This window comes from Mycobacterium sp. TH-M15 (genome assembly GCF_057473705.1).
Map to the genome: position 1 here is coordinate 1 of NZ_JBYCLB010000430.1, position 5,702 is coordinate 5,702.

Consider the following 5,702-nt stretch of genomic DNA (forward strand, 5'->3'; position numbering starts at 1 on the left):
GGTCAATGAAGCGGCGGCCGCGGCGACGGTTGCGGCCGCCGCTTCCCCCTGCCCTCTTGACAAGATGGTCTCCATATCAGCGGCAATCACCGTTTACCGTTGGGTGACGGAAGAAATCCACACCGCCGGAACCGGTGCGCTGCCGCGAGGCGATCATGTATGGTCCCCTTCGGCATCACAACTACCGGTGCGTAGTGAGACCAGCCACGGACAAGACGGCTGCGGCGGCAGGAGGAGGGTGCATGCAACACCAGCTGCCGCTGCATGGCCCACACCGGGCGTTGCGGAGACGTCGATGACCGCCCCGGCGGAGGTGCCGATGACCGCCCCGGCGCAGGCGCCGGCGACCGCCCCCCAGCCCCGATTGGCCGATTTCCTGCGCGACCGGCTGACGCCGCCGATGGTGATGGTCGGCGGCTTCTTCAAGATGTGCGCCCTGGCCACCCGGGCGCTCTTCCAGGGGCCGGTGCAGTGGCGCGAGACCATCCAGCAGGGCTGGTTCATCATGAGCGTCGCGATCATGCCGACCATCGCGGTCGCGATCCCGCTGACCGTGCTGCTGGTCTTCACGCTGAACATCCTGCTGGCCCAGTTCGGCGCCGCCGACATCTCCGGCGCCGGCGCCGGCATCGCCGCGGTCACCCAGCTGGGGCCGCTGGTCACCGTGCTGGTGGTGGCCGGTGCCGGGTCGACGGCGATCTGCGCCGACCTGGGCGCCCGCACCATCCGCGAGGAGATCGACGCGATGGAGGTGCTCGGCATCGACCCGATCCACCGGCTGGTGGTGCCCCGGGTGATCGCCGCCACCGTCGTCGCGCTGCTGCTCAACGCCCTGGTGATCGTCATCGGCCTGGCCGGCGGCTTCCTGTTCGGGGTGTACCTGCAAAACGTCTCCGGCGGCGCCTACCTGTCCACGCTGACCCTGATCACCGGCCTGCCCGAGGTGGTCATCTCGACGGTGAAAGCCTGCGTGTTCGGCATGATCGCCGGGCTGGTCGGCTGCTACCGGGGGCTGACGGTCCGCGGCGGCTCCAAGGGGCTGGGCACCGCCGTCAACGAGACCGTGGTGCTGTGTGTGATCGCGCTGTTCGCGGTGAACGTCATCCTGACCACCATCGGCGTCAAGTTCGGGACGGGGAGCTGAGATGGCGACATCGGCGGTGCTGCGTGCCCGCTTCCCCGGGCTGACCAGGAGCTACCACCGCTACCTCGGAGCGGCCAGCCGGTCACTGGACACCAGTGGGCGGATGGGCTGGTTCTCCTTCACCACGATCCGGCAGATCCCCTGGGCGCTGACCAGATACCGCCGGGAGGCACTGCGGCTCATCGCCGAGCTGGGGATGGGCACCGGTGCGATGGCCGTCATCGGCGGCACCGTGGCGATCATCGGCTTCGTGATGCTGGCCGGCGGCTCACTGATCGCGATCCAGGGCTTCACCTCGCTGGGCAACATCGGGGTGGAGACTTACACCGGGTTCGCCGCGGCGCTGGTCAACGTGCGGGTGGTCGGCCCGGTGAACGCCGGCATCGCGCTGGCCGCGACGGTCGGTGCCGGGGCCACCGCCGAGCTCGGCGCCATGCGGATCAGTGAGGAGATCGACGCCCTGGAGGTGATGGGGATCAATTCGATCTCCTTCCTGGCGTCCACCCGGGTACTGGCCGGCTTCGTGGTGATCATCCCGCTGTACGCGGTGGCGCTGCTGATGGCGTTCGCCTCGCCGCAGGTCGTCACGACGTTGTTCTTCGGGCAGTCGTCGGGCACCTACGAGCACTATTTCCGCACCTTCCTGCGCCCCGACGACGTGTTCTGGTCGTTCGCCGAGACCATCCTGATCGCGGTGGTGGTGATGGTCACCCACTGCTACTACGGCTACACCGCCAGCGGCGGGCCGGTCGGAGTCGGCACCGCGGTCGGCCGGTCGATGCGGCTCTCGCTGGTCACGGTGCCCACCGTGGTGCTGTTCGCCGCGTTGGCGCTCTACGGCGTCGACCCCAACTTCAACCTGACGATGTGAGCGCGATGGCAACCGGGCAGAACAAGTCGCACACCCCGCCGTACAAGGCGGCCGGTGCGGTGACCCTGGCGGTGCTGGCGCTGATCGTCGCACTGGTGTACGGCCAGTTCCGTGGGGCGTTCACGTCGAAGACGCCGCTGACCATGGTGGCCGGCCGGGCCGGGCTGGTGATGGACCCCGGCGGCCCGGTCACCTACAACGGCGTGCAGATCGGCCGGGTGGCCAGCATCGAACCGACCGAGCGGAACGGCAGGCCGGCGGCGAAGTTCACCCTCGACGTGAAGCCCAGGTACGTCAAGCTGCTCCCGGCCAACGTCGACGCCGAGATCGTGGCGACCACGCTGTTCGGCAACAAGTACGTCTCGCTGAGCTCACCGGAGCACCCGGACACGAAGCGGTTCAACCCGAAGAAGGACGTGATCGACGCCACGGCGGTGACCACCGAGGTCAACACCCTGTTCGAGACGATCACCAACCTGTCCGCGAACGTCGACCCGGTGAAGCTGAACCTGACCCTGCACGCCGCCGCGCAGGCGCTGACCGGCCTGGGCGACAAGCTCGGCGAGTCGGTCGTCCACGGCAACGAGATCCTCGACCACTTCAACGCACGGATGCCGGCGTTCCGCCGCGACCTGCAGCAGTTCGCCGCCCTCGGCGACATCTACTACGCCGGGGCGCCGGATCTGATCGGCTTCGCCGACACCTCGGTGGTCACCCTGAAGACGCTCGTCGACCAGCAGCGGGACCTGACCGCCGTCTGGGCCAAGACCGCCCCCGTCGGCCGGCTGGCGACCGAGACCACCAACACCATGGGGCCGGACCTGAACCGGATGTTCGCCGACCTGGTCCCGACCACCGCGCTGCTGGACGCCTACTACCCGGAGCTGCCGTGCACGCTGCGCAACACCGCCAACATCGTGCCGAGGGTCTTTGAGATCGTCGGCGGCGACGGCTACTCGCTCAACGTCACCAACGAGGCGGTCTCCCCGCAGAACGTGTACATCTACCCGGAGAACCTGCCGCGGATCAACGCCCACGGCGGCCCCGGCGGCGCCCCGGGCTGCTGGCAGGAGATCACCCACGACTTCTGGCCGGCGCCCTACCTGGTCGCCGACACCGGCGTCAGCCAAGCGCCGTACAACCACTTCGATATCGGTTCACCCTGGGCCATCGAATACATCTGGGGTCGTCAAGTCGGGGATTACACGATCAACCCATGAACATCAAAGGCACCGCCCTCAAACTCGCCGCCGTCGCCTCGGTGCTGCTGGCCTTCACGGTCGGCCTGGTGGTGGTCTTCGGCCAGATGCGGTTCGACCGGACGGCCCGCTACACCGCGGAGTTCACCAGCGCCAGCGGGCTACGGCAGGGTCAGTTCGTCCGCGCCTCCGGCGTGGAGGTGGGCAAGGTCAAGCGGCTTCGGCTGGTCGACGGCGGCCGCCGGGTGATGGTCGACTTCGACGTCGACCGCTCGCTGCCGCTGTACACTTCGACCACCGCGCACATCCGCTACTCCGACCTGATCGGCAACCGGTACCTGGAGCTCAAACGCGGCGACGGCAGCGAGGTGCTGGCCCGCGGCGGGCTGATCCCGGACTCCCGTACCCAGCCGGCGCTGGACCTCGACGCGCTGATCGGCGGGTTCAAGCCGGTGTTCCGGTCGCTGGACCCGGAGAAGGTCAACGCGATCGCCACCACCATCGTCACGGTGTTCCAGGGTCAGGGCGGCACCATCAACGACATTCTGGAGCAGACCGCCCAGCTCACCGCGCACCTCGCCGAGCGGGACCAGGCGATCGGCGAGGTGGTCACGAACCTCAACACGATCCTGGACGTCACCGTCAAGCACCGCAAAGAGTTCGACGAGACGGTGGACAACTTCGCGAAGCTGCTCGCCGGGCTGAACAAGCACGGTGAGATGCTGGCGTGGTCGACCGCCGAATTCGGCAACGCCGCCGGGAACCTGGCCGACATCCTGGCCGACACCCGGGACCCGCTGCACAAGATCTTCCCGGTCGCCGGCCCGGAGCCGCCAGACCGGATCAACGACGTGGACGACCTGCTGACCAAGCTGCCGAAGGTGGCCAAGCTCGTCGGGCGGATCGGCGTCTACGGCGACTGGTTCAACTTCTACGTCTGCAGCCTGTCGTTGAAGCTTCCCGGGCTGCAGCCCGGCGGGCCGGTCCGCAAGATCCGGGTCGTCCACGACCAGCAGACGGGGAGGTGCACCCCGCAATGAGGACGCTAGAACCGCCGAACCGGGCCCGGATCGGGCTGCTGGGCGTGATCCTGGTGGCGCTGGTGACGCTGGTGGGACAGACGTTCACGTCGGTGCCGATGCTGTTCGCCGTGCCGAGCTACTTCGGGCAGCTCGCCGACACCGGCGGGCTCAGCACCGGCGACAAGGTGCGGATCACCGGGATGGACGTCGGCCGGGTGGAGGACCTGGAGATCGAGGGCGACCACGTCCGGGTGAAGTTCTCGGTCGGGGCCAACCCGATCGGCACCGACAGCCGGATCGCGGTGAAGACCGACACCGTGCTGGGCAAGAAAGTCCTGGAGGTCGAGCCGCGCGGCGCGGAGAGGCTGCCGCCGCAGGGCGTGCTGCCGATCGGGCAGTCCACTACGCCGTACCAGATCTACGACGCGTTCTTCGACGTCACCCGGGCCGCGTCGGGCTGGGACATCAACGAGGTCAAACTCTCCCTCAACGTGCTCTCGCAGACCATCAACGAGACCTATCCCCAGCTCAGCGCCGCGCTGGACGGTGTCGCCAAGTTCTCCGACACCATCGGCAAGCGCGACGAGCAGATCACCCACCTGCTGGCCCAGACCGCCAAGGTCGCCGACGTGGTGGGAAACCGCAGCAAAGAGCTGGACGGGCTGTTCCGCAACTGGCAGACGTTGTTCGCCGCGTTCAACCAGCGCAGCCAGGCGATGCAGGCGCTGCTGGGCAACATCGCCAACTTCGGCCGGCAGGTGCGCGGCCTGGTCGCCGACAACCCCGACCTGGACCTGAGTCACGTCTTCGAGGAGACGGGCCACATCACCGACATGCTGGTCAAACACAAAGACGACATCGCCGAGTCGCAGATCAGCTTGGCCCGGACCTTCCTGGCCTTCAACGAAGGGATCGCATCCGGGCCGTACTTCAAGGTCTCGACGCTGAACCTGTTCCCGCAGTGGATTCTGCAGCCCTGGGTGGACGCCGCGTTCAAGAAACGCGGTCTCTCCCCCGAGGAGTTCTGGCGCAACGCCGGCCTGCCGGAGTTCCGCTACCCCGACCCCAACGGGACCCGGTTCCCCAACGGCGCGCCGCCACCGGCGCCGCAGCTGCTGGAGGGCACGCCCGAGCACCCCGGCCCGGCGGTGGTGCCCGGCACGCCGTGCTCGTACGCGCCGGCCGCCGGCCGGTTCCCGACCCCGGGCAACCCGCTGCCGTGCCTCGGCGACAACCAGCAGGTGGGGCCGTTCGGGCCGCACGGCGGGCAGGGCCCGTACCCGGAGCTGCCGAACGTGCTGACCTCGCCGCCGAACCCGGACGCCGCGCCGGAGGCGCCGGGCATTCCGATGGGCGGCCTGCCGGGCCAGGTGCCGCCGCCGCTGCCGGGCAGCCCGGTGCCGCTGCCGCCGGACGCACCGCCCGGGTCGCGCGCCGAGCCGCTCGGGCCGGTCGCCGGTCCCGGC

The 5,702-nt window shown here is 68.9% G+C and carries 5 protein-coding genes; all 5 read left to right on the forward strand.

The genetic code is table 11. From position 1 onward, the window contains the following. Positions 1-400 precede the first annotated feature (400 nt). A complete protein-coding gene (locus tag AC2VNT_RS10365) occupies positions 401-1,144 on the forward strand; it encodes an MlaE family ABC transporter permease (protein ID WP_486946774.1) in 744 nt (247 codons plus the stop codon). Position 1,145: 1 nt separating this feature from the next. Continuing rightward, entirely contained in the window at positions 1,146-2,015 is an 870-nt protein-coding gene (locus AC2VNT_RS10370) for an ABC transporter permease (RefSeq protein WP_486946771.1), read from the forward strand. Between the two features lie 5 nt (positions 2,016-2,020). Next, positions 2,021-3,235: an MCE family protein gene (locus tag AC2VNT_RS10375; RefSeq protein ID WP_486946775.1), complete on the forward strand. Its 1,215-nt coding sequence runs from the start codon at positions 2,021-2,023 to the stop codon at positions 3,233-3,235. Continuing rightward, entirely contained in the window at positions 3,232-4,254 is a 1,023-nt protein-coding gene (locus tag AC2VNT_RS10380) for an MCE family protein (protein ID WP_486946772.1), read from the forward strand. Before AC2VNT_RS10375 ends, AC2VNT_RS10380 begins: the two co-directional genes overlap by 4 nt. Continuing rightward, positions 4,251-5,702, forward strand: a 1,452-nt coding sequence (locus AC2VNT_RS10385) for an MCE family protein (protein WP_486946773.1), incomplete at its 3' end; no start/stop codon positions are given. The genes AC2VNT_RS10380 and AC2VNT_RS10385, both read left to right, overlap by 4 nt.